This window comes from Streptomyces sp. NPDC005423, assembly GCF_040606415.1.
Taxonomy (GTDB): domain Bacteria; phylum Actinomycetota; class Actinomycetes; order Streptomycetales; family Streptomycetaceae; genus Streptomyces.
Genome location: NZ_JBEXET010000016.1, coordinates 14,384 through 37,184, shown reverse-complemented (window position 1 = coordinate 37,184; position 22,801 = coordinate 14,384). Strand labels below are relative to the sequence as shown.

General features: G+C 71.6%; 19 protein-coding genes. 15 read left to right on the top strand and 4 right to left on the bottom strand.

Annotated features, from left to right (window positions below):
- Positions 1–385: 385 nt before the first annotated feature.
- Positions 386–1,156 (bottom strand): SDR family oxidoreductase, encoded by a 771-nt coding sequence (locus tag ABZT12_RS18705; protein ID WP_356385140.1) that lies wholly within the window; start codon positions 1,154–1,156, stop codon positions 386–388.
- Entirely contained in the window at positions 1,153–2,691 is a 1,539-nt protein-coding gene (locus tag ABZT12_RS18700; RefSeq protein ID WP_356385137.1) for a long-chain fatty acid--CoA ligase, read from the bottom strand. Before ABZT12_RS18700 ends, ABZT12_RS18705 begins: the two co-directional genes overlap by 4 nt.
- A gap of 216 nt (positions 2,692–2,907) precedes the next feature.
- On the opposite strand from ABZT12_RS18700, the gene ABZT12_RS18695 reads away from it, so the two are divergent.
- The 5 genes from ABZT12_RS18695 (at position 2,908) to ABZT12_RS18675 (ending at position 8,821) form a co-directional block, all read left to right on the top strand.
- On the top strand, positions 2,908–3,750 hold the full coding sequence (locus ABZT12_RS18695; protein WP_356385134.1) for an enoyl-CoA hydratase/isomerase family protein: 843 nt from the start codon (positions 2,908–2,910) through the stop codon (positions 3,748–3,750).
- Positions 3,747–4,805, top strand: a complete 1,059-nt coding sequence (locus ABZT12_RS18690; protein ID WP_356385131.1) for an alcohol dehydrogenase catalytic domain-containing protein — start codon at positions 3,747–3,749, stop codon at positions 4,803–4,805. Before ABZT12_RS18695 ends, ABZT12_RS18690 begins: the two co-directional genes overlap by 4 nt.
- A 1-nt stretch (position 4,806) precedes the next feature.
- Complete coding sequence (locus ABZT12_RS18685) at positions 4,807–5,961, top strand: acyl-CoA dehydrogenase family protein (protein WP_356385128.1); 1,155 nt, start codon at positions 4,807–4,809, stop codon at positions 5,959–5,961.
- Positions 5,962–6,079: 118 nt separating this feature from the next.
- Positions 6,080–8,050, top strand: coding sequence for a dehydrogenase E1 component subunit alpha/beta (locus ABZT12_RS18680; protein WP_356385125.1), 1,971 nt, complete (start codon positions 6,080–6,082; stop codon positions 8,048–8,050).
- An 87-nt stretch (positions 8,051–8,137) separates the two neighbouring features.
- The gene (locus ABZT12_RS18675; RefSeq protein ID WP_356385122.1) at positions 8,138–8,821 is read left to right on the top strand and encodes a TetR/AcrR family transcriptional regulator; all 684 of its coding nucleotides are present in this window, start codon (positions 8,138–8,140) and stop codon (positions 8,819–8,821) included.
- A 60-nt stretch (positions 8,822–8,881) separates the two neighbouring features.
- Here ABZT12_RS18675 and ABZT12_RS18670 read toward each other — a convergent pair whose 3' ends face one another.
- Positions 8,882–10,570: an NAD(P)/FAD-dependent oxidoreductase gene (locus ABZT12_RS18670; RefSeq protein ID WP_356385119.1), complete on the bottom strand. Its 1,689-nt coding sequence runs from the start codon at positions 10,568–10,570 to the stop codon at positions 8,882–8,884.
- 254 nt (positions 10,571–10,824) lie between these two features.
- Between ABZT12_RS18670 and ABZT12_RS18665 the strand changes: the two genes are divergently transcribed.
- The 9 genes from ABZT12_RS18665 (at position 10,825) to ABZT12_RS18625 (ending at position 20,027) form a co-directional block, all read left to right on the top strand.
- Positions 10,825–11,217, top strand: a complete 393-nt coding sequence (locus ABZT12_RS18665) for a carboxymuconolactone decarboxylase family protein (RefSeq protein ID WP_356385116.1) — start codon at positions 10,825–10,827, stop codon at positions 11,215–11,217.
- A gap of 49 nt (positions 11,218–11,266) precedes the next feature.
- Positions 11,267–12,007, top strand: a complete 741-nt coding sequence (locus ABZT12_RS18660; protein ID WP_356385113.1) for an SDR family NAD(P)-dependent oxidoreductase — start codon at positions 11,267–11,269, stop codon at positions 12,005–12,007.
- A gap of 98 nt (positions 12,008–12,105) precedes the next feature.
- A complete protein-coding gene (locus ABZT12_RS18655; RefSeq protein WP_356385111.1) occupies positions 12,106–13,311 on the top strand; it encodes an FAD-dependent oxidoreductase in 1,206 nt (401 codons plus the stop codon).
- A gap of 62 nt (positions 13,312–13,373) precedes the next feature.
- Complete coding sequence (locus tag ABZT12_RS18650) at positions 13,374–14,615, top strand: cytochrome P450 (protein WP_356385108.1); 1,242 nt, start codon at positions 13,374–13,376, stop codon at positions 14,613–14,615.
- Between the two features lie 121 nt (positions 14,616–14,736).
- A complete protein-coding gene (locus tag ABZT12_RS18645) occupies positions 14,737–14,976 on the top strand; it encodes a hypothetical protein (RefSeq protein ID WP_356385105.1) in 240 nt (79 codons plus the stop codon).
- The gene (locus ABZT12_RS18640) at positions 14,976–15,353 is read left to right on the top strand and encodes a toxin Doc (protein WP_356385102.1); all 378 of its coding nucleotides are present in this window, start codon (positions 14,976–14,978) and stop codon (positions 15,351–15,353) included. Before ABZT12_RS18645 ends, ABZT12_RS18640 begins: the two co-directional genes overlap by 1 nt.
- 196 nt (positions 15,354–15,549) lie before the next feature.
- A complete protein-coding gene (locus ABZT12_RS18635) occupies positions 15,550–17,493 on the top strand; it encodes a protein kinase (RefSeq protein WP_356385099.1) in 1,944 nt (647 codons plus the stop codon).
- Between the two features lie 133 nt (positions 17,494–17,626).
- Positions 17,627–18,748: a M20 family metallopeptidase gene (locus ABZT12_RS18630; RefSeq protein WP_356385471.1), complete on the top strand. Its 1,122-nt coding sequence runs from the start codon at positions 17,627–17,629 to the stop codon at positions 18,746–18,748.
- Positions 18,749–18,932: 184 nt separating this feature from the next.
- Positions 18,933–20,027 carry an acyltransferase gene (locus ABZT12_RS18625; protein WP_356385096.1) on the top strand — a complete coding sequence of 365 codons (1,095 nt, stop codon included), beginning with the start codon at positions 18,933–18,935 and terminating at the stop codon, positions 20,025–20,027.
- 78 nt (positions 20,028–20,105) lie between these two features.
- Here the strand turns inward: ABZT12_RS18625 and ABZT12_RS18620 are convergent, their stop codons facing one another.
- Positions 20,106–20,933 (bottom strand): DUF1684 domain-containing protein, encoded by an 828-nt coding sequence (locus ABZT12_RS18620; protein WP_356385093.1) that lies wholly within the window; start codon positions 20,931–20,933, stop codon positions 20,106–20,108.
- A 280-nt stretch (positions 20,934–21,213) separates the two neighbouring features.
- Between ABZT12_RS18620 and ABZT12_RS18615 the strand changes: the two genes are divergently transcribed.
- Complete coding sequence (locus ABZT12_RS18615; protein ID WP_356385090.1) at positions 21,214–22,797, top strand: FMN-binding glutamate synthase family protein; 1,584 nt, start codon at positions 21,214–21,216, stop codon at positions 22,795–22,797.
- Positions 22,798–22,801: the final 4 nt, after the last annotated feature.

The window sequence follows — 22,801 nt, the reverse complement described above, 5'->3', positions numbered from 1 at the left end:
GGAGGTGCGGAGGTCCAGGGAACGGCTCTGGTCCAGGCGGCCTGGGCGGACGTCCGACACAGGATCGGTCCCTGCCGGGCGCGCCGCGCTGATCGGTCGCCGGCCCGGGGAACGGACGGAACTCGGCCACGGGATTCATGTCGTGCCGTGGGGGACGCACGGCTCCCGTGACGAAGGCCGCGGTGCGGCTCAGCGGTAAAGTAGACCTATCGGTCGGTACAATCAATGGATCGTTCAAGAATGGCGGCGGAAAGAACGCGAGGGGCGCGGCCGGTGCCTCCGGGCTCAGCGGGCGGCGGTCTTCCGGGGCCGGGCATGCCGAGCGGGGGCGGCCAAGTGCCGCCCCCGCGGGGGGAGTTCGACGGAAGGGCGGGTGGTCCCGCCGTCACCAGGCGGTCCAGCCCCCGTCCACGGTCAGCGTGGTCCCCGTGACGAAACGGGAGGCGTCCGAGGCGAGGAACACCGCGGCGCCGCCGAGTTCGTCGGCCTCCCCCACCCGGCCCAGGGGGGTGCCCCGGACGATCCGCTCGCCCCACTTGCTGTCGAGGAGCCCCGAGCTGAGATCCGTACGGAAGTAGCCGGGCGCCAGCGTGTTGACGCGCACCCCGCGGTCGGCCCACTCGACGGCGAGGGACTTGCCGAGCGCCTCGACCCCGCCCTTGCTGGCCGCGTAGGCGGCGATCCGCTCGAAGCCGGTGCTCGCGTGCACCGACGAGACGTTGATGATCGAGCCGGCCCCCTGGGCCAGCATCACCTTGCCGGCCTCGCGGCAGCAGTAGAAGGTGCCTTGCAGGTTGATGTCGAGAACCTGCCGCCAGTCCTCGTCGGTGACCCGCTCGCTGCGGGTGAAGTGGGGGCTGACCCCGGCGCAGTTGACCACGGCGTCGAGCCGGCCGGTCCACTCGGTGATCCGGCCGACCGCCGCCCGTACGGCGTCCGAGTCGGCCACCGAGGCGGGTACCACCAGCACTTCGCCGCCGTGGCCCGCGAGTTCGGCCGCGAGCCGCTCCAGGTCGTCCGTGGTGCGTGCCGTCACGGCGAGGGACGCCCCGGCCCGGGAGAGGGCGGTGGCCATGGCGCGGCCGAGCCCCTTGCCCGCGCCCGTCACCCACACCGTCCGTCCGGCCAGGGGCAGTTGACTGTCGGCGTGGGTCATGCGAGGCGCTCCGTCGGCAGGTCACGAAGGTTCCGCTTGAGGACCTTCCCGGAGGGTGTGCGGGGGAGTTCGGCGATGATGTCGAAGTGGCCGGGCACCTTGAACTTGGCCAGCCGGGCCCGGCAGAACTCCCGCAGCTCCTGCGCGTCCGCGCTCGCTCCCGGCCTGAACACCACGAAGGCGCGCGGGACTTCGCCCCAGCGCGGATGGGCGAGACCGACCACGGCGGCCTCCAGTACGGCGGGGTGTTCGTACAGGACGCGTTCCACCTCGGGGGTGGCGATGTTCTCGCCGCCGGAGACGATCATGTCCTTCTTGCGGTCGTCGATGTAGAGGAACCCTTCCTCGTCGACGTGTCCGATGTCGCCGGTGTGGAACCAGCCGTCCCGCAGGGCCGCCGCGGTGGCCTTCTCGTCGCGCCAGTAGCCGGCGAAGACCTTCGGGCCGCGCAGGGTGATCTCGCCCAGCTCGCCCGCGGGGACCTCCCGGCCGCCGTCGTCGACGATCCGCACCAGAGTGTCCGGGACGGGCCGCCCGACCGAGCCGAGCTTCGACAGGGAGTGCTCGCGGTCGAGGAAGGTGTCCCCCGAGACGGTCTCGGTCAGGCCGTAGGCGTCGGCGAACCAGGCGTTGGGGAAGGCGGTCATCACGCGCCGCAGCACCGGCTCCGGGGTCTTCTCGCCGCCGCCCAGCACGAACCGCACCGACGTGGTGTCGTACGACTCCCGGCCGGGCACCTCCAGCACCGCGTTCACCATCGCGGGGGCGAGCCAGAGGTTGGTCACCCGGTGCTCCTGGATCGCGTCGAGCGTGCGCACGGGGTCGAACTTGCGTTGCAGCACGACCTTCCCGCCCGCGTGCAGCACCCCGAGCGCCGGCATGTCCAGGCCGCCGACGTGGTAGAGCGGGCCGCAGACGAGCGTGGTGTCGGCCGCCGAGAGACCGAAGTGGACGATGTGGGCGAGGTTCTTGGCCTGGAGGTTGGCGTAGGTGATGCAGACGCCCTTGGGACGTGAGGTGGTCCCGGAGGTGTACATAAGCCGCTGGAGGTCGTCGGGGACGACGTCGACGGGCGCCACCCGGGCGTCCGGATGCCGGGCCAGCAGCTCCTCGTAGCCGGTCCAGGCCGCACCGGGCGCGTCGCCGTCGACCTGGATCCGGTGGTCCAGAGCGGTCAGCCCCACCGCGATCCGGTCGGTGGACGCCACGAAGTCGGGTTCGGTGACGAGGACCTTGGCGCGGGAGTGGTCGAGGATGTACTGCCATTCGTCCTCGGAGAGCCGGTAGTTCAGCGGCAGGAAGACCGCGCCGATCCGGTTGACGGCGTACACCAGCTCCAGGAACTCGGGCCGGTTGTAGAGCAGCAGTCCGACGATGTCCCCTCGGCCCACGCCGAGTCCGGACAGGCCGGCCGCCAGCCGGTTGACCCTTTCGTGCAGCTCGCGCACGGTCAGCTGCCGTTCGTCCTGTACTACGGCGACGGCGTCGGGCCGTTGTGTCGAGTGATAGTCGAGGATGCTCGCGAAATTGTGCACGGCGACTCTCTCGTTCGGCGACCGGGAATGTTCCGACCGGTCGGTTGCCCGCCTCAAAGTTTTAGTGTACCCATTGGTCTATAAAACCTGCTCGCACTTTACGACGCCCCGGTGTCCGCGACAACCGTCGTGCGGCGGGCGATTCCCGGGAGACCGGGAACACGGAAACCCGGGAACCCGGGAACCCGGAGAACGGGAAGAGGGGAGAGAGCCTCCGTGTCAGCCATCCGTCTCGAATCCGACGGCCCGGTCGTCACACTCCGCCTGGACCGTCCGCCGCTCAACGCGTTCGACTCCGCGCTGCGTGCCGAACTGGCCGCCGCCGCACGCGAGCTGGCGGACGCCCGCGAAGTACGGGCCGTGGTGCTCTACGGCGGTGAGCGGCTCTTCGCGGCCGGCGCCGACATCAAGGCACTGGCCGCGATGGGACCGGAGGAGGTCCGGGGCTGGAACCGGGCCTTGCAGCGGACGTTCGACGAGATCGCCCGGCTGCCGATGCCCGTCGTGGCCGCGGTGACGGGCCACGCGCTCGGCGGCGGCCTGGAGCTGGCGCTCTGCGCCGACTACCGGGTGGCAGCCGACGACGCCGTCCTCGGCCAGCCGGAAGTCCGGCTCGGCATCGTCCCCGGCTCCGGCGGCACCCAGCGCCTGACCCGGCTGCTCGGCCCGGCGCGGGCGAAGAACCTGCTGATGACCGGCCGGGGCGTACGGGCCGAGGAGGCGCTGCGGATCGGGCTGGTCGACGAGGTGGTACCGGCCGGCACGGTGCACACCGCCGCGCTCGACTACGCCGCACGGCTCGCCGCGGGCCCGGCCGCCGCCCTGGAAGCGATCAAGGAAGCGGTGGATCACGGCGGCGACGCCGCGCTCTCCACCGGCCTCGCGCTCGAACGGGCCCTGTTCACCGGGGTGTTCGGCACCGCGGACGCGGCCACCGGACTCCGTTCCTTCCTCGCGGAAGGGCCCGGCAAGGCACGGTTCGGCGGTCCGCCACCGGACGGCCACGAGGAAGACGGCGACGAGGAAGACGGCGACGACACAAAGGGGCGTACGACGTGAAGGCGCTGCGCTGGCACGGTGCTCGGGACCTGCGGCTGGAGGAGGTGCCCGACCCGCCGGAGCCCCGGCCGCACGAGGCGGTCGTCGAGGTCTCCTGGTGCGGGGTGTGCGGCACCGATCTGCACGAGTTCCTCGAAGGCCCGCACATGATCCGCGGCGGCCCCCATCCGCTCACCGGTGCCGAACCGCCCCTCGCGCTGGGACACGAGTTCAGCGGCACCGTCCTCGCCCTGGGCGCCGAGGTCCCCGGCATCGCCGTCGGCGACCGGGTGACCGCGGACCCGGTCTGGCGCTGCGGGGTCTGCTACTGGTGTGTGCGGGGCGAATACCACATCTGCCCGAAGAGCGGCTCGGTGGGACTGGCGTCCGCGGGCGCCTTCGCCGACCGCGTCACCGTGCCCCTCGCCGGCCTGACGCGCCTGCCCGACAACGTCAGCGACGAGATGGCGGCGCTAGCCGAACCCCTGGCCGTCGGCCTCCACGCGGTGACCCGCGCGGGCGTGCGGCCCGGTGACAACGTACTCGTCGTCGGCGGCGGACCGATCGGCGTCGCCGTGGTCCTGGCCGCCCGCGTCGCCGGGGCCGCCGGACTCTACGTCAGCGAACCCCTCGCCGGGCGACGGGAGTTGCTCTCGGGCCTCGGCGTCACCGAGACGTTCGACCCGCGCACGACGGACGTACGCCGCGAGGTGTTCCTGCGCACCGGCCGCGTCGGACCGGACGCCGTCATCGACGCGACCGGCATCGCCGCCCTCGCCGCCGGGGCCGTCGCCGCCGTACGGCGCGGCGGGCGGGTCGTCCTCGCCGGCGTCGGCCACGGGAAGGTCGAGATCGACCTGGGCCAACTCGTCTTCTACGAACGCACCGTGCTCGGCACGCTCGGCTACAACTTCGACATACCGCGCGTCATCGACCTGATGAGCACCGGACGCCTGGACGCCGGCCCGCTGCTCACCGGCCGGTTCTCGCTCGCGGACGGCGTCGGGGTCTTCGCGGACCTGGCCGCCGACCGGGCCCGCCACCTCAAGGTTCTGCTGACCCCGAAGGGACTGTGACATGGATTTCGACCTGCCCGAGGAGACCAGGGCCCTGCAGGACATGGTCCGCGAGTTCGCGGCCAGGGAGATCACCCCGCACGCCGCGGCATGGTCGGAGAACGAGGAGTTCCCGACCCACATCTTCACCAAACTGGGAGAGCTGGGCCTGATGGGCATGCTGGTGCCCGAGGAGTACGACGGCGCCGGTTCCGACATGGTCTCTTACGTCGCCGTGATGGAGGAACTGGGCGCCGCCGACCAGTCGGTGGCCTCCTCCTGGAACGCCCACTCCACCATCGCCACCCTCCCGCTGCTGGCCTACGGCACCGAGGCGCAGAAGCGGCGCTGGCTCGCCCCGCTCGCCCGCGGCGAGGCCATCGGCGCCTTCGGCCTCACCGAACCGGAGGCGGGTTCCGACGCGAGCGGCATCACCACCAGCGCCCGCCGCGCGGACGGCGGCTGGCTCATCAACGGCACCAAGATGTTCATCACCAACGCCGGCACCGAGATCAGCCAGGGCGTCACCATCCTCGCCGTGACCGGCAAGGACGACGAGGGACGCAAACAGTTCGCCACCTTCTACGTGCCGACGGACACCCCCGGTTACACGTGTGGCCGCAAGCTGAAGAAGCTGGGCTGGCACGCGATGGACACCCGCGAACTGGTCTTCGAGGACTGCTGGATTCCGGACGGGCAGCTGATCGGCGAGGAGGGCGGCGGCCTGCGGCAGTTCCTCTCCGTGCTGGACAAGGGCCGGATCAGCGTCGCCGCGCTCGGCCTCTCCCTGACCAAGGCGGCGCTGGCGCTCGCCGTCCAACACGCCAAGGAGCGCAGCCAGTTCGGCCGCCCGCTGTCCGCTTTCCAGGCCGTCGCGCACAAGATCGCCGACATCGGCACCGAGTACCAGGCCGCCCGGTGGATGGTCTACCGCGCCGCGTCACTCGCCGACCAGGGCCGCCCGCACGCCATGGAAGCCGCCATGGCCAAGCTCTACACCTCCGAGGTCGCCAACCGCGCCGCCTCCCAGGCGGTCCAGATCCACGGCGGCTACGGATACATCCGGGAGTCGGAGATCTCCCGCTTCTACGCCGACGCCAAGATCCTGGAGATCGGCGAGGGCACCAACGAGATCCAGCGCAACGTCATCGCCAGGGCACTGGTCGGACAGGGCTGACACCCGGGCTCCGCGCCCGGGCCACACATCGAGAAGAGAAGACCGTGGCGGTGCCTCCTGCGCATCGCCCGCGCGAGCGTAGCGAGGACGCATGACTGTGGCACCGCGGAGTACCGGTGTGGGTTACACGCACGCGGAACAACTCCTGGAGATGTACCGGCGGATGAGCCGAATCCGCCGGTTCGAACAACGGGCCTCGGAGCTGTACAAGGCGACCGAGATCCCCGGCTTCCTCCATCTGTCCATCGGCCAGGAGGCGAGCGCCGTCGGCGCGTGCTGGCCCCTCACCGAACGCGACGGCATCACCTCCACCCACCGCGGCCACGGCCACGTCCTCGCCAAGGGCCTCGACTCCGCCTCGATGATGGCCGAGTTGATGGGCAAGGACGCCGGCACCTGTCACGGCCGCGGCGGCTCGATGCACATCGCCGACCCCGGTCTCGGGATCTACGGCGCCAACGGCATCGTCGGCGCCGGCCTGCCCATCGCCGGCGGAGTGGCGACGGCGGCCAAGATGCGCGCGCGGGGTGACGTGGTCGTGGCGTTCTTCGGCGACGGCGCGGTGGCCCAGGGCATGTTCCACGAGGCCGTGAACCTCGCCGCCGTCTGGGACCTGCCGGTCGTCTTCCTCTGCGAGAACAACCACTACTCCGAGTTCTCGCCCGCCGCCGAGCAGCACCGCGCCCCGCTCTCCGCCCGCGCCGCCGGATACGGCATCGACTACGCGCAGGTCGACGGCAACGACATCCTCGCCATGGTCGGCATCATGACGGGCGTGGTCGAGCGGCTGCGTCAGGGCGGGGGACCGGTACTGGTGGAGGCCGAGACCTACCGCTGGCACGGCCACTACGAGGGTGACCCCGAGCGCTACCGTCCGGCGGAGGAGGTCGCCGCCGCCAAGGAGCGCGATCCCCTGCTCGTGGCGCGCGGGCACCTCGCCGCGGCCGGCGTGGCCGAGGCCCTCGTCGACGCCGTGGACGATGAGGTGGCGAAGGAGATCGAGGCGGCGGTGGAGTGGGCGAGAAGCCTGCCCGAGCCGGACCCCGCCACCCTGTACGACCACGTCTCCGCGCCGCGCCGGGCCCTGCCCGAGCCGGCCCCGCTGCCGGCCGACGCCGAGATCTTCCGCTCCATGGACGCCGTACGACTCGCCCTGGAGCACGAACTCGCCGCCGATCCATCGGTGTTCGTGGCCGGGATCGACGTAGGCGCGGGCGGCAACGTCTTCGGTCTCACCCGGGGGCTCGCCGAGGCGTACCCGGGCCGTGTCCGTGACACTCCGATCAGTGAGAGCGCGATCCTGGGCACGGCGGTCGGCGCGGCCATGGCGGGCATGAAGCCGGTCGTGGAGATCATGTACATGGACTTCATCGGCGTCTGTCTGGACATGCTGCTCAACCAGGCCGCCAAGTTGCGCTTCATGACCGGCGGGCGTGCCTCCATGCCCCTGGTCGTCCGCACCCAGTTCGGCGCCGGCCGCTCCTCGGGCAGCCAGCACTCGCAGAGCCTGGAGGCGATCCTCGCGCACATCCCCGGGCTGACCGTGGTGATGCCGTCCAACCCGGCCGACACCTACGGCCTGTTGCGCGCCGCCATCCAGGACCCCAACCCGGTGGTCTTCGTGGAGAACCGGCTCCAGTACGGACTCAAGGGCCCCCGCCCGCCGGCCGATCACCTGGTCCCGCTGGGCAAGGCCAAGGTCGTCCGCGAGGGCACGGACATCACCCTCGTCTCCTGGTCCCGGATGGTGCAGGACGCCCTGGCCGCCGCCGAGTCGCTGGCCGCCGAGGGCATCAGCGTCGAGGTCGTCGACCTGCGGACGATCGCCCCGCTCGACCGTGAGACCGTCCTCGCCTCGCTCGCCAAGACCAACCGCCTCGTCATCGCCCACGAGGCCGTACGGGACTTCGGTGTCGGCGCCGAACTCTCCGCACTCGCCGTGGACGAGGGTTTCTGGCACCTCGACGCACCGGTCACCCGGGTGGCACCGCCCCCGGTACCCGCGCCGTACGCGCCCTCGCTGGAGCGGGTGTGGCTGCCCTCGCGGGACACGATCGCGGACACCGTGCGCCGTATCGCCGCGGTCTGAACCGGGCGGCCCCGGGCCGCGGGGGCGCGGCGGGTCCAAGATCCCCGGCACGCCCGTTGATCCCCGCAGGCCCTAAAATGTCGAACTATGCCAAGACCACCAGGGCACGGGCCGAGTTACGAGATCAAGCGTCAGGAGATCATCGACAAGGCAGCCGCGCTGTTCGCCAAGAAGGGCTACGCCGCCACGGGCATCGCCGAGGTCGGAGAAGTCGCCGGGCTGGCCAGAGGGGCGCTGTACTACTACATCGGGTCCAAGGAGAATCTCCTCGTCGAGATCCAGGACCGGGTGATGCGCCCGATGCTCGAATCGGTGCACCGGATCGCCGCCCTGGAAGTGGCGCCCGTGCTGCGGCTGCGCATGCTGTCGCAGCTGCTGCTGGAGAACATCCTGGCCCGGCTCGACCACGTCTGGGTCTACGAGCACGACTACCGCAACCTGCACGGGGAGAACCGGGCCCGGCTGATGACGCAGCGGCACGAGTTCGAGAACATCGTGCAGGAGCTGCTCGTCGCGGCGATGGAGGACGGTTCGTTCCGCACGCTGGACCCGCGGCTGGCCACGCTCCAGTTCCTCAACCTGCACAACCACACGTACCAGTGGGTGAAGCCCGACGGTGAGTGGGACGCGGAGTACCTCTCGCGCGCGTACTGCGCGACCTTCTTCCGGGGGATGGGCAGCCCGGGGCGCGAGTTCGAGGACATCGAGGACCGGATGCGGGAGTTCCTCGCCCGCCGGGAGACCGCCACTCCCGAACCGCTGCCGCACTGACGCGCGGAAGCCCCGCCCGGCCGGGCCGGCTCGTGGCCGGCCGGGCCGGGCGGGGGCCGATCAGCCTTGTGCGGAACGGGACTTGGCGAAGTCGAAGGTCGCGTAGTCGTTCTGGTGCAGCTCGTTGATGAGCTCCTGGAGCTTCCAGCGGCCGGTGGGGTTGAGGAGCTGGCTCACGGCCTTGCCGGGGATGTTGGCGCCGTAGAAGTAGCTGCTGCGCTGGAAGAGGGAGAGGGAGTCGCTGGAGTTCATGAGGTCGGTCCACTCGGCCTCGGCGGACTCCTTCACCTCGATGACGTCGTGGCCGTGGTCGCGCGCGTGGACGATGGCGTCGTGGACGAGGTCCGCCTGGTCCCCGGCGTAACGGGGGTTGTTGCCGAGGGCGCCGTGCGGACCGCCGGGGAAGAAGAAGTTGGGGAAACCGGCGGTGGCCACACCGAGGTAGGTGCGCGGGCCGTCGGACCAGTACTCCTTCAGCGGCCGGCCGTCGCGGCCCTGGACGCCGAGGCGGTTGAGGGCGCCCGTACCGAAGTCGTATCCGGTGCCCCAGACGATGATGTCGGTCGCGCGCGAACCCCCGCTCGTCTCGATGGCGTCGGCCGTGATGCGCACGATCGGCTCCTCGGGCAGCGAGACGAGGTGCACGGTGGGCTTGTTGTACGCCTCGAAGTAGCCGGTGCCGAACGGGGGCCGGCGGGCGCCGTAGCCGCCGTCCTTGGGGACGAGCTTCTCGGCGGTGTCGGGGTCCTTCACGAGGGAGCGGATCTTCGCGGCCATGAAGTCGCACCACTCGGCGTTGAGTTCGGGATCGCTGGTCATGTCCCGGTAGTGCTCGGTCAGTTTGGTGAAACCGGGGCTGTTCCAGATTTTTTCGTAGAACTCCTGGCGCTCCTCGGGGGTCACGTCGTTGCCGCTGACCATGTTGAGCTTGTGCAGGAAGCCGCTGGGCGAGGTGTTGAGCGTGTCCCGGATACGCTCGAAGTCGGCCTTGAGCGCGACCTGTTCCTCCGGTGTGATGGGCCGGTTGTTGAGCGGGGTGACCCAGTCGGCCTTCATCTGGTAGACGGTCAGTGAGGCGACCTCGTCGGCGATGGCCGGGACGATCTGGACGCCGCTGGAGCCGGTGCCGATGAGGGCGACGTGCTTGCCGGCGAAGTCGATGGGCGTCTTGGGCCAGCGGCTGGTGTGGTGCTGCTCGCCACGGAAGTCGTCGCGGCCCTCGATGGGCGGGATGAACGGTACCGAGAGGTTGCCGGTCGCGGCGACCAGGTACCGGGCGCGCAGGGTGCTGCCGTCCTCGGCGGTGACGGTCCAGGTGCCGGTCTCCTCGTCGAAGACGGCGGACGTCACCCGCGTGTTGAAGGTGATGGCGTCGCGCAGGCCGAAGCGGTCGACGACGTGGTTGAAGTAGCGCTCGATCTCCGGCTGGCCGGCGTACTGCTCGCTCCACTCCCACTCCTCCCACAGCTCCTTGGAGAAGAGGTAGCCGTAGGAGTAGCTCTCGGAGTCGAAGCGGGCCTCCGGGTAGCGGTTCCAGTACCAGACACCGCCGACACCGCTGCCGGCTTCCAGCAGCTTGGCCGAGAAGCCGGCCTCCCGGGCTCGGTAGAGCTGGTAGATGCCCGTGACACCCGCTCCCACGACGACGACGTCCAGCAGACCGTCGCGGTCCGCCTCTCGTCCTGCCGTCGTGACCGCCGTGACCGCCGTTTCGGCGGGGGTGGCCGGGGTGTTCGTCGATTCGTTCATCTGCCCTCCAGATGACAGGGGGCCGCTTCGCCCGATGAGCCCGATTATTAAATCGACCGATCGGTCGAATGAAGTCGAGCGTAGAGGAGAGGATTGGCCCGATCAATGGCTGCGTCGTGACGGAAACGCGGCTCCGCGGCGGCTCCGGCGGATGTGATGACCGGCGTTCCGGCGCTCAGGGATTGATTGTACCGACCGATTGATCTAACTTTCGATCTGCGGGGGACACGGAGTCGTGCCAACAGGAGTCACATATGACGGCCGAGGAAGCGCAGCAGCCGACCGACCTGCGAAGTGCCGGGGTGGCGGCGATGCGGGCGGCACTGCCCGGGGTCTTTCCCGAGGGCGATCTCGATCTGCGGGACGGACGTCTCGGGGAGGACCTGGTGGAGATCGGCCTCACCAGCGTCTGGGGCGCGCTGTGGGCCCGTACCGGGCTAGCCCCGCGTGACCGGAGCCTGGTGACGCTCGGCATCCTCATCGCGCTCGGCGCCGAGACCGAGCTGAGCACCCATGTCCGTATCGCCCTCACCAACGGGGTGACCGAGGACGAGATCGCCGAGGTCATCTACCACGCGGCGGGATACGCGGGCTTTCCCCGCGCGACCGCCGCCCGCGGCGTCGCCCGCGAAGTCCTCTCCCGCTGACGCCCCACCCGGCCGTCGTGCCGGGTGCCACGCACAACTAGGAGCCGTTATGTCACTACAGGGAAAGGTCGCCGTCGTCACCGGCGGCGGCCGCGGTATCGGGGAAGCCATCGCCCACGTCCTCGCGGCGCGGGGCGCCGCGGTCGCGGTGTGGGACCTGGACGCCGCGGGCGCCGAGAAGACCGCCGCCGCCGTCCGGGAGGCGGGCGGTACGGCGATCGCGGTGCCCGGCGACGCGGCCGAAGCGTCCGCCGTCGCGGCGGCGGCCACCCGGACCCGGGCCGAACTGGGCCCCGTCGGGATCCTCGTCAACAACGCGGGCACGACGGCCTACCAGCCGTTCGCGGACATCTCCGAGGACGCCTGGGACCGCATGATCGGCATCAACCTCAAGGGTCCGTTCCTGGTCACCAAGGAGCTGGTGCCCGACATGCTCGCCGCGGGCTGGGGCCGGATCGTCAACATCTCCTCCTCGTCCGCCCAGACCGGAGCCCCCGCCATGGCGCACTACGTGGCGTCCAAGGGTGGTGTCATCGGCCTGACCCGGGCGCTGGCGGTCGAGTACATCGACAAGGGCATCACCGTCAACCACGTGCCGCCGGGCTTCATCGACACCCCCCTCGTCCGCCAGGGACCGGTCGACGTGGACGCGGTCGCGGCCACGATGCCGATGAAGCGCGCCGGCCTCCCCGACGACGTCGCCTACGCGGTGGCCTACCTCGCTTCCGAGGAGGCGAGCTACGTCACCGGGCAGACGGTCAGCGTCAACGGCGGCCGTCACCTGGTCTGACCGGTCCGGAACGGACCCCAACCGCCCCTGGCGAAACGGGACTTGACCACCCGCTCTCCGCCGTGTGCACCCGTACCGACGCGCAACCGGAGTCATGAATGAGCATCGAGGACGACACGACGCCCCCGGGCCACGTGCTGGTGGTGGGCGCGTCGGCGTCCGGCCTCGGCACGGCGGAAGCCCTGCGGCGCAAGGGATATCCGGGCCGGATCACCGTGCTGGGCGACGAGCCGCACGCCCCCTACGACCGGCCGCCGCTCTCCAAGCAGGTGCTCTCCGGAGCCTGGGAGCCGGACCGGACCGCGCTGCGGACAGCGGACGTACTCTCCGCGCTGGACGCCGAGTTCGTCCTCGGGGACGCGGCCGTCGCCCTGGACGTGCCGACCCGGACCGTGCGGACGGAGTCCGGACGGGAGTTGACCGCCGACGCGGTGGTCATCGCCACCGGCGTACGGCCCCGCATGCTGCCCGGCGGCGCGGAGTTGACGGGCGTGCACGTGCTGCGCGGCCTCGACGACGCCCTCGCCCTGCGCGGCGCGCTGGTGCCGGGCGCGCGGCTGGTCGTGGTGGGGGAGGGGGTCCTCGGCTCGGAGATCGCGGCGACGGCCCGCACCCTCGGGCTCGACGTCACCCTCACCGGCCCGCTCCAGGCACCGATGGCCCTTCAGGTGGGGCCCCTGGTGTCGCGGGCGCTGGCCGAACTGCACCTGGAGCGGGGGGTGAGGCTCCGGCTGGGCAACGGTGTGGCGGGGTTCACCGGTGAGCACGGCCGGGTCACCGGCGTACGGCTGACCGGCGGCGAGACGCTGCCGGCCGACGTGGTCGTGGTGGCGATCGGCGCGGTACCCGCGACGGAGTGGCTCGCGGACAGCGGGCTGGCCCTGGACAACGGGGTGGTGTGCGACTCCCGGTGCCGGGCGGCGGACGGGGTGTACGCGGTCGGGGACGTGGCCCGGTTCCAGCACGAACGCCTCGGCCGGCTGGTGCGGTTGGAGAACCGGACCAACGCCACGGAGCAGGCCGTCGCCGTGGCCGGCGCGCTCCTCGGCGAGAACCTGCCGTACGTGCCCGTGCCCTACTTCTGGACCGACCAGTTCGACGCGAAGCTCCAGGTGCACGGAGTGATCCCGGCCGGGGCGGAGGCCGAGATCGTCGAGGGCGATCTCGGCGCCCGCCGGTTCGTCGCCCGCTACAGCAGCGGCGGAGCGGTCACCGCGGTACTCGGCTGGAACATGCCGAAACAGACGCGGCTGCGCCGCCAGGACGTGGTGGACGCCCTTGCTCCCGCCCCCGTCCACGGCTGAATGTACCAATCGGTCTACTCACTGTTCTGTAAATGGCACGTCGAAGTGAAGGAGTGCGGGTCGTGACTGAGCTGGTCGTTGGTTCCGAAGCGTCGGAAGGTCTGCCGGAGTTTCCGTCGCCACGGGACGCGGGATGTCCGTTCGCGCCGCCGCCCGGACTCCTGGCGTTGCGGGACACGGGCGCCTCGGTCGTGCGGGTGGAGACCTGGGACGGCAGTACCCCCTGGGTCGCCACCACGCACGCGGCCCAGCGTCAGCTCCTCTCCGACCCGCGGCTGAGCGCCGACATCGGCGCGCCGGGGTATCCGCACACCACGGAGGCGATGAAGGAACACGCGGCGCACATACAGCCGTCGATCAACAACACCGACGGGGCGGAGCACTCGCGCTGGCGGCGGATGCTCACCAGTTCCTTCACCCGCCCCCGGATGCAGCGGCTGCGGCCGGCGATCCAGAAGATCACCGACGACCTGATCGACCGGATGCTGGCCGGGCCGAACCCGGTGGACCTCAACGAGGCGCTGTCCCTGCCGCTTCCGTCGCTGATGATCTGTGAGCTGCTCGGGGTGCCCTACGAGGACCATGAGTTCTTCCAGGAGCACGCCGGGGCGACCAACGCGCGGTTCAAGACCGCCGAGGAGTCCGCGGAGACGACGCGCGTGCTGCGGCAGTACATCGCCGGTCTGATCGAGGCGAAGGCGGACGCGCCGGGCGAGGACGTCCTGACGGACCTGGCCGAGCGGGTCCGGGCCGGGGACCTCTCCATGGAGGAGGCGGCGCCGCTCGGCCACATCCTGCTGGTCGCGGGGCACGACACCAGCGCGAACATGATCACCCTCGGCACGGCTCTCCTGCTGGACAATCCCGGCCAGTTGGAGCTGCTGCGCGAGAACAGCGGCGACGAACGGCTCGTCGCGGGAGCCGTCGAGGAACTCCTGCGCTATCTGACCATCCCGCATCTGCTGGCGCGCCGGGCCGTGGTCGAGGACATCGAGATCGACGGGGAGACCATTCGTGCGGGCGAGGGCGTCATCGCGTCGCTGCCGGCCGGGAACTGGGACCCGGAGGCGTTCCCGGACCCCGCGAAGGTGGATCTGACCCGGAAGGCCTCCCACCACATGGCGTTCGGCTGGGGCCCGCACCAGTGTGTGGGCCAGCAGTTGGCGCGGGTCGAGCTCCAGGTCGTGTTCGGCACCCTGTTCCGCCGCATCCCGACGCTCCGACTGGCCGCCCCCCTCTCGGAGTTGAAGTTCAAGGAGGACTCGCAGGCCTACGGCATCTACGAGCTTCCCGTCACCTGGTGATCACCGGCTCGGTACCGGGCGCACGGTGAGGATCTGCGGGGCGTGTCCCCCTGGGCCTGTTCCCGTTCCGGTGGTGCGGCCCGGCCTGGCACGGCGGGCACCAACTAGGTACCATCCCGGTATGCCATCACTGAACGTGCCCTTCACCGACGACGAGCTGGAAGGCGTGCGGGCGGCCGCCGCGGCCGAGGGCAAGAGCCTCAAGGCGTATCTGCACGACCTCGGCGTCCGCGAGATGCACCGCAAGCAGTTCGTCGCGGGCGCCGCCGCGTGGGCCGACCGGCTGCGCGAGGAGTTCGACACCGCGTTCCCCGGCGAGGTGCCGCCCGCCGGGCACCGCGACGGTGCCGAGGCCGCCTGATGCCCCTGTACGTCGATGTCTCCTGGCTGCTCGACGTCCAGGAGGCGGCCCTCGGCGACGAGGACATGACGGTCACGGACTACTCCGCGCTCGTCGCCGCCGTCGCCCGGCAGAAGACCAGGCTTCCCACCCTCGCCACCGCCGACCCGGACGCCGCCTGGCGCGCGGCGGCGCTGATGCACACCATCGTGCGCCTGGAACCGCTGCCGTACCGCAACAGCCTCTACGCCGCGTTCGTCGCCGCCCAGTACATGGACCAGTCCGGGGAGGGCATCGACCCGCCCTACGGGGCCCTGTCCGACCTCGTACGGAAGATCCATGAGAGCCGGCTCGGAGTCCTGGCCGTCGCCGACCAACTGCGCTCCTGGAAGGTCTGACCCGCGCCGGTGGCACTCGGCGCGCCCCCGCGCCACCACCGCTCGACAGCCTCAAGTCGTCCTAGGGCGGCGGGCCTTGACCGGACACGCCGCTCCCCGCGACTCCCCGCGCCGAAACCGCCCCAACCCCTCTGTCATACCCGCGCGCTGCGCTAATCTCACGGTCACACGTGCCACGCGAGACACCAGGATTCCCATGCCAGCCGAGCAGCGCAGCCGGTCCGAGACGATGGCCTACGCGGTGGCGGGCATGGAGCCGCCGCCCGTGGTCCCGCTGCGGAAGAGCGATCCGACCCAGGCCGGTCCGTACCGGCTGCTGTCGGTGCTCGGCAGCGGCGGTATGGGCCGGGTCTACCTGGGCCGGAGCACCACCGGCGGACCGGGCCCGGCCGCGGTCAAGGTGATCCGGCCCGAGTACGCGGAGGACCCGCTCTTCCGCAAGCGCTTCGACCGGGAGGTCGGCGCCCTGGGCCGCGTCCAGGGCGCGCACATCGTCCGGCTGATGGGCAGCGGCTGTGACGAGGATCTGGTCTGGGTCGCCACCGAGTACGTACCCGGTCCCACCCTGGAGGACGTCGTCGCCGCGCGGGGCCCGGTCGGCGCGGCGGCGGCCTGGCGGCTGCTGGCCGACGTGGGGCGCGCGATCGAGGCGATCTGGGAGGCGGGGATGGTCCACCGCGACCTCAAGCCGTCCAACGTGATCCTGGGAGCGGACGGCGCCCGCGTCATCGACTTCGGTGTGGTCCAGGGCGCCGGCACCACCTCGATCACCGTCACGGGCCAGAACGTCGGAACCCCCGCCTTCATGTCGCCGGAACAGGTCAGGGGCCAGGAGGTGACCGCCGCCTCCGACGTCTTCTCACTCGCCTCCACCCTCACCTACGCCGTCGCCGGGGAACCACCGTTCGGCGAGGGCACGGGCGTCGACGTCCTGCACCGGGTGGCCTTCGACCCGCCGAGCGAGGAGGCCCTCGACAGGGTGGCCGCCGTCGACGCCGAACTGGCCTCCTTCATCCGCCGGTGTCTCGACAAGGACCCCGACCGGCGCCCGTTACCCGAGGTGCTCTTCCGGACCGCGATCGGCCACCAGCTGTCGGTTCCGGCCCCGGCTCCCGCCCCCGCTTCCGTTCCGGGCCCGGCGGGGGGACCGCCAAGGCCCGGGGCCACCCCCGCACCCGTACTCCCCTCCGACCCCGCTCCTCACGCACCGGCGCCCGCGCCCGCCCGACGCCGTAGAGCGGTGGTGGCCGCCGTGGCGACCGTGGCCGTCCTCGCCGCCGGGGGAGTGACCGTGGCGCTGCGGTCTCTGGACGGGACTCCGACGCCGTCCGGCGCGCCCGTACCGAAGATGTCCCGCGCGGAGGTGGGGGAGCCGACCTCCATGCCCAACACCCTGCGGCCCACCCTCCCGTCCGCGACGACGGCGCCGAAGCCCTCCGGGGCGCTCGACGGACGGAATCCCGCGACCCTGGACCTCAGGTCGGCCGCGTGCGCCGGCAGGGTCACGGCCGGCGCCCGGGGCGACTGCGTCAAAGCCCTCCAACTCCTGCTCGACGGCTACGGGTTGAACGTCACCGCGGACGGCCGGTTCGGCGCGGACACGCTCGCCGCGGTGCGGGTCTTCCAGGCGGAGGCCGGAACCGTCGCGGACGGCAAGGTCGACACCGAGACCGAGAGGCTGCTGTACGGCACGGCGCGCGGACCGGTCAGGTCCGGCTCGCTGACCGTGACCGAGAGCGTCGGCGCCACCTCCGGGGCCAGGTGCCTGGACAGCCGCGCGGGCACCGTGCAGGTATGGGGGTGCAACGGCACGGCCGCCCAGAAATGGGCCCTGTACCGCGTACCCGGGCGGAGTTCCCAGTACGTCGTCGTGAACCAGGAGAGCCACGCCTGCCTGGACGCCGACGCGGCCACCGTCGACCGCAACGGCCAGAAGATCCGCACCGCCGACTGCGCCGGCGTCGACGCCCAGCGCTGGCGCCTCGGCACTTCAACCTCTTCGGGCGGTCGAACAGTGGTCAGCGCGCCGGACGGTCTCTGCCTGGACGCGGACGCGTCGACCTCCGGCAGGGACGGGCAGGGTGTCCAGGGATGGGGCTGCTCGGGCAGCGTCAACCAGCTGTGGAATTGGGGTTCGTGACGGTCCGTCAACCACAGCTCAGACGGTCCGTCGACGTTCCGCAGGGCGGGGTCCGGCGCGCGTCCACGTTGATCGTCCGCGGCGGCGTGCCGCGTACCCTGGCCCGGTGACCCAGCCTGTGAGCGTCGACGCCATGATCGAGGACCTCGGGAGACTCGTCGAGACCGAGTCCCCCTCGCGCGACGTCCAGGCGCTGAGCGCGTCGGCCCGCGCTGTCGCCGCGCTCGTCGAGAGCCGGCTCGGCGGCCGGGCGGTACTCGTCGAGAACGGGGCCGGCCCGCACGTCCACTGGTCGGGCGGCGGCGACCCGCGGGTGCTGATCCTCGGCCACCACGACACGGTCTTCCCGCTCGGCACCCTCGCGCGCCGGCCGTTCACGGTACGGGACGGGCACGCGACCGGCCCCGGGGTCTTCGACATGCTCGGCGGACTGGTGCAGGCCGTGCACGGGCTGGCCTCGCTCGACGACCGGACCGGCGTCGAGATCCTGGTCACCGCCGACGAGGAGGTCGGCTCCGGCTCCTCCCGTGCGCTCATCGAGGAACGGGCCCTGGCCTGCGGTGCCGTGCTCGTCTGCGAGGGCGCCGCCGACGGGGGCGCCCTGAAGACCGGGCGCAAGGGCTGCGGCACGTTCCAGGTGCTGGTCACCGGCCGGGCCTCGCACGCGGGACTGGAACCCGAGGCCGGCGTCAACGCCCTGGTGGAAGCGGCCCACTTGGTGCTCGACATCGCGGCGCTCGGACGCCCCGAGCTCGGCACCACCGTCACTCCGACCGTCGCGTCCGCCGGCACCCTGGACAACGTCGTGCCCGCCGGGGCGACCGTCGTCGTCGACGTCAGGGTCGGGTCGGCCGAGGAGCAGGAGCGTGTCGAATCCGCTTTCGCGGCGCTCGCTCCGCATCTCGACGAGGCGCGGATCGAGGTACGGGGAGGCGTCGGCCGGCCTCCGATGCCCGAGTCGGCGTCGGCCGAACTCCTGGCGCTGGCACAGCGGTTGCACCCCGGCATCATCGGCACAGCCGTCGGCGGCGGCAGCGACGGCAACTTCACGGCCGCGCTCGGGGTACCCACTCTCGACGGCCTCGGCGCGGTGGGGGGAGGCGCCCACGCCGACCACGAGTACCTGGTGGTCGACGCCATGACCGAGCGGGCCGAGCTGATCGCCGGCCTGGTCCGGGCCCTGTGCGGGAGGGCCGGCGGCTACGGCGGTACCGGGCCGGGCGCACGCAACCGACAGGCCCACGGCCGTCGTTGAACATCGGCCGCGAACGGCACGTGAGAGGGGTATGGAACCCCGCCTCACCCTGTCGCCGCCGCCGGAGCGACTCGAAGCGCGCGACAGCCGCGACAGTCTCGACAGCCGAGACCGCCCAGATGACCGGGACCACGGGGGCAAGCAGGACGGCGGACAGCCTGGGGCTCGTGGAGCCCAGGGCCACGTGCGCGGCCTCGACGGTCTGCGCGGGCTGGCCGCGCTCTACGTGCTCCTCTTCCACTCCTGGCTGCTCACCTTCTCCGGTTTCCCCCGCAACTCGGGCCCCGCGGGCCTGGGTTGGCTGATGTACGGCCGTCTCGCGGTCGTCTTCTTCCTGGTGCTGTCGGGCTTCTCCCTCGCCATCTCCCCGGCGCGCCACGACTGGCACCTGGGAGGGGTCGTGCCCTTCCTCCGCCGACGCGCCCGGCGCATCCTGCCGCCGTACTGGGCGGCCCTCGTCCTGAGCCTGGCGGTCGCCCGGTGGGTGGTGCCGGCCTCCCACCTGGGACCACCCACCGGGAGAACGGTGGCGGTGTACGGGTTCGTGCTCCAGGACATGGTCACGGCACCGACACCCAACGGGGCGTTCTGGTCGATCGCCGTGGAGGCGCAGCTGTACCTCCTCTTCCCGCTCCTCCTCTTGCTACGGCGGAAGTCGGGGGCACTGGCGCTGGTCGCGGCCGTGACCCTGCCGGTGGTGGCGCGTGGCCTCTCGGCGCCGCACGCGACCCCGGTGGAGGGGGTGAACTGGCTCACCCCGAACCTCGCCCCCGTCTTCGTCGCCGGGATCGTGGGCGCCGGGATCATCGTCGCGTCCGACCGGATCCGCGGGCTGCCATGGCACTGGCTCGCCGCGCTGACCGCGCTGCCGGTCGTCTCGCTCATCGTCGCCAAGGGCTCGGTGTGGACGGTGGGCCACTACTTCTGGATGGACCTCGCCGTGGTCCCCGCGATGACGGCACTCCTCCTTGCCGTGGCCACGGGCCGCCCCGTCGCACTGACGCGGCTCCTGGCCACCTGGCCCGTCCGTCGCCTCGGCGACTTCTCCTACAGCCTCTACCTCGTCCATCTGCCGATCGTCATGGTCGTCAGCCGGAAGATCGCGCCCCACTTCGTCGCGCACGGCGCGCACACCTTCGCCTTCACCCTGCTGGTGGGAGCACCCGCCTCGGTGCTGTGCGCGTGGCTGTTCTCGGAGGTGTTCGAGATGCCGTTCAAGCGGAAGCGGACGGCGGCGGCGGCCGACGCTCCGGGCCCCGGAGCGTGCGCGGAGCGGTGACGGCCGCTTTCGCGACCGCCCGCGTCCGGGGGGTGTTCCGCGCCGAGTGCGGCCCCCGGGGCGGGCTCACGCGTCGGGTCACGCGCCGCCCCGCTCACGGGGGGTCTTCTGGCCGGCCTCGACCGCCACCGGCAGCCGGTTCTCCGCCGGGGGCAGCGGGCAGGTCGCGAGGTCGGTGTAGGCGCACGGCAGGTTGGCGGCGCGGTTGAAGTCCAGGACGACGGTGCCGTCGGCGGCCGGCGGGTCGAGCGCGAGGCTGCGGTTGGCCGCGTAGGTGGTCACCCCGGAGGTGGCGTCCGTGAAGAGCACCAGCAGCCGGCCCGCGCCGTGGCCCGGGAACGCGGTCAGGGACAGCGCGTGTCCGTCCAGCTCGAACTCGATCCGGCCCGGAGCGTCGTACACGTGCTCCAGCCCCTCGACGGCGGCGCCCACGGTCGTCGGACGCGGCTCGTCGAAGGCGCGGTAGCGACCGGTCACCACCCAGCGGGGGTCCGGGGCGTAGGCGGGTGTGCCGGCGAAGGCGGTGCGCAGCGGGGCGTCCGGATGCCGGGGCCGCACGATGTCGTGTCCGCCGCGCCGCGCCACCTCGATCACGGCATCGCCCCAGACCGCCTCGACGCCCCCGCGCTCGGGCAGCACGCCGAATCGGTGCTCGCCCCGCACGGTTTCGCCGTCCACGACGAGTTCCTCCTCCTCGTCGAGGGTCACGGCCACCCCGTCGGTGTCGGTCCACCAGGCGCCCGGCGCGTCCGGGAACCGCTGCGGACGGTCGTCGAGCCAGTGCAGACCGGTGACGGCCAGGAATCCGTGCGGGGAAGCGAGCCGTTCCTCCTGCGCGCGGTACCAGTCGAGCCAGTCCTGCGTGAAGGTCCGGAGCTCCGTGGGGGCGGACTGGACGGTGGTCATGGGGATCTCCTTCGGGGGGCGGTCACCGCGTCATGCCAGTGAGAACCCCGGAGCTGTGACGGGGCATTCCGTCCCCGTGTGACAGCTTCCTGGCAGGTTTGTGAACGGCGGAGAGCTCCGGCGCACCCCGCAACGGGTGGACAGGGAAAGGGCGTTGAGGTCCGCCGGGATCGGCCCCGTCGGCCGAGCTCGCGTATCCGCCGTGCGACCTGGCCGGATCTTGGGGATTTCTTGAAGAGCCGCAGGACATGACCACCGGCTCACGGGCTACCCGACTGGCGTGACACGTATCGGTCTGGTTGTCCTGGTTCTCGTCGGCGGGCTCGCGGCGGCTGTCGCCGCGGTCGGAGTCTCGCCGTGGTGGTGGTCGGCCGCGGGGCCCTTGCTGCTGGTGGCGGCGGTGGGTGTGTGGGATCTCGTGCAGCGCCGGCACTCGGTGCTGCGGAACTACCCCGTGCTGGGGCACGCCCGGTTCCTCCTGGAGAAGATCCGCCCGGAGCTCCAGCAGTACTTCATCGAGCGCAACTTCGACGGCCGCCCCTTCGACCGGGACACCCGCAACATCGTCTACGAGCGGGCCAAGGGCACGGACGCCGAGCAGCCGTACGGCACCGAGTGCGATGTGTACGAGCCCGGCTACGAGTTCCTGGTGCCGTCGATGGCACCCCGCCCGGTGCCCAAGGAGGTGCCCCGGGTCCGGATCGGCGGACCCGACTGCGCACGGCCGTACGACATGGCGCTGCTCAACGTGTCGGCGATGAGCTTCGGCTCGCTGTCCTCCAACGCCATCCTCGCCCTCAACGGCGGCGCGGCGGCGGGCGGCTTCGCCCATGACACCGGGGAGGGCGGGCTCTCCGAGTACCACCTGCGGCCCGGCGGGGACATCGTCTGGGAGATCGGCACCGGGTACTTCGGCTGCCGGACCCAGGACGGCGACTTCGACCCGAAGGAGTTCGCCGACAAGGTGGCCCACGACCACGTCAAGTGCGTCTCCCTGAAGCTCTCCCAGGGCGCGAAGCCCGGCATCGGCGGCGTCCTCCCCGGCGCCAAGGTCAACGCCGAGATCGCCCGGGTGCGGGACGTGCCCCAGGGCAAGACGGTGATCTCACCGCCGTACCACCGGGTCTTCTCGACGCCCCGCGAACTCGTCCAGTTCGTCGCCAGGATGCGGGAGTTGTCCGACGGGAAACCGACCGGGTTCAAGCTCTGCGTGGGCTCGCGCCAACAGTTCCTCGCCGTGTGCAAGGCGATGGTCGCCGAGAACGTGACCCCGGACTTCATCATCGTGGACGGGGCCGAGGGCGGTACCGGAGCGGCACCCCTGGAGTTCGCCGACCATGTCGGCACCCCGCTCACCGAGGGACTGCTCACCGTGCACAACGCCCTGGTCGGCGCCGGTCTGCGCGACCGCGTCCGGATCGGGGCCAGCGGCAAGATCGCCACCGGGTCCGACCTGGTCAAGCGCTTGGTGCAGGGCGCCGACTACGGCAACGCCGCCCGCGCCATGATGTTCGCCGTCGGCTGCATCCAGGCACAGCGCTGCCACACCAACACCTGCCCGACCGGCGTCACCACCCAGGACCCCAGGCGGGCCCGCGCCCTCGACGTCGGCGACAAGACGCTCCGCGTCCAGCGGCTCCAGGAGGCCACGGTCGCCAGCGCGCTGCAGATCATGGCGTCCATGGGCGTCAGCGATCCCGCACAGCTCCGCCCCCACATGCTGCACCGGCGTATCGACCCCTACACCGAGCGCTCCTACCAGGAGCTCTACGAGTGGCTGGAGCCCGGACAGCTGCTCGCCGAGGCGCCCGAATCCTGGGCGGCCGACTGGAAGTCCGCCGACCCCGACCGTTTCACCGTGTGACCTG